Genomic DNA, 777 nt, shown 5'->3' on the forward strand with positions numbered 1-777 from the left:
CGACGCTGGACAGCTGGGCGGAGCCGAAGGGCGAGTTCCAGCCGCCGATGTCGGTGGCGTACACGTTGGTCATCGCGAGGATGCGGCCGGTCGAGTCCGCGGCGATGCGGTAGTCGTGCACGGACTCGCGCGCGTGCGTGCTCCCGCGGAAGTGCTCGGCGCGGTCCTCGGCCCACTTCACCGGCCGACGCAGCGCGATGGCGTGCAGGCAGGCGAGGACGTGCTCGGGGAACACCCCCAGCTTCTGCCCGAACCCGCCACCGACGTCCGACGCCCTGGCCCGGATCTCGCTCTCGTCGAGCCGCAGTGTCTCGGCGAGCTGCTTGCGGATCAGGTGCGGGACCTGCGACGAGCAGTGGACGGTGAGCTCGCGGGCGCCGGGCCGCCACTGGGCGACGACGCCCCGGGTCTCCATGGGGAGCGCGGTCACCCGGTTGATCCGGGACCGGCCCTCGACGACGACGTCCGCCTCGGCGAACCGGGCCTCCGGGTCGCCGCTGCCGTCGGAGTTCGCGGCCAGCAGGTTGGAGTCCAGCACCGACGGGTGCAGCACCGGCGCGTCGGGCTCGAGGGCGGACAGGACGTCGACGACGTGCGGCAGGGGCTCGTAGGCGATGTCCAGGAGCTCGAGCGCGTCCTCGGCGACGTGCCGGCTGCTCGCGACGACGCTGACGACCGGCTGCCCCTCGTGCGTGGCGACGTCCTGGGCGAGCGCGTAGTACGGCAGCTTCGGTGCGCCCGGCACCGGGCGCAGGACGGTCAGCGGCTCCGTGTTCC

General features: G+C 73.5%; 1 protein-coding gene. It reads right to left on the reverse strand.

All coding sequences use genetic code 11. The features are described 5' to 3' along the window. Positions 1-777, reverse strand: a 777-nt coding sequence (locus PKE99_RS38065) for a xanthine dehydrogenase family protein molybdopterin-binding subunit (RefSeq protein ID WP_271215102.1), incomplete at both ends; no start/stop codon positions are given.

The sequence above is a fragment of the Pseudonocardia halophobica genome (assembly GCF_027922425.1).
GTDB lineage: Bacteria > Actinomycetota > Actinomycetes > Mycobacteriales > Pseudonocardiaceae > Pseudonocardia > Pseudonocardia halophobica.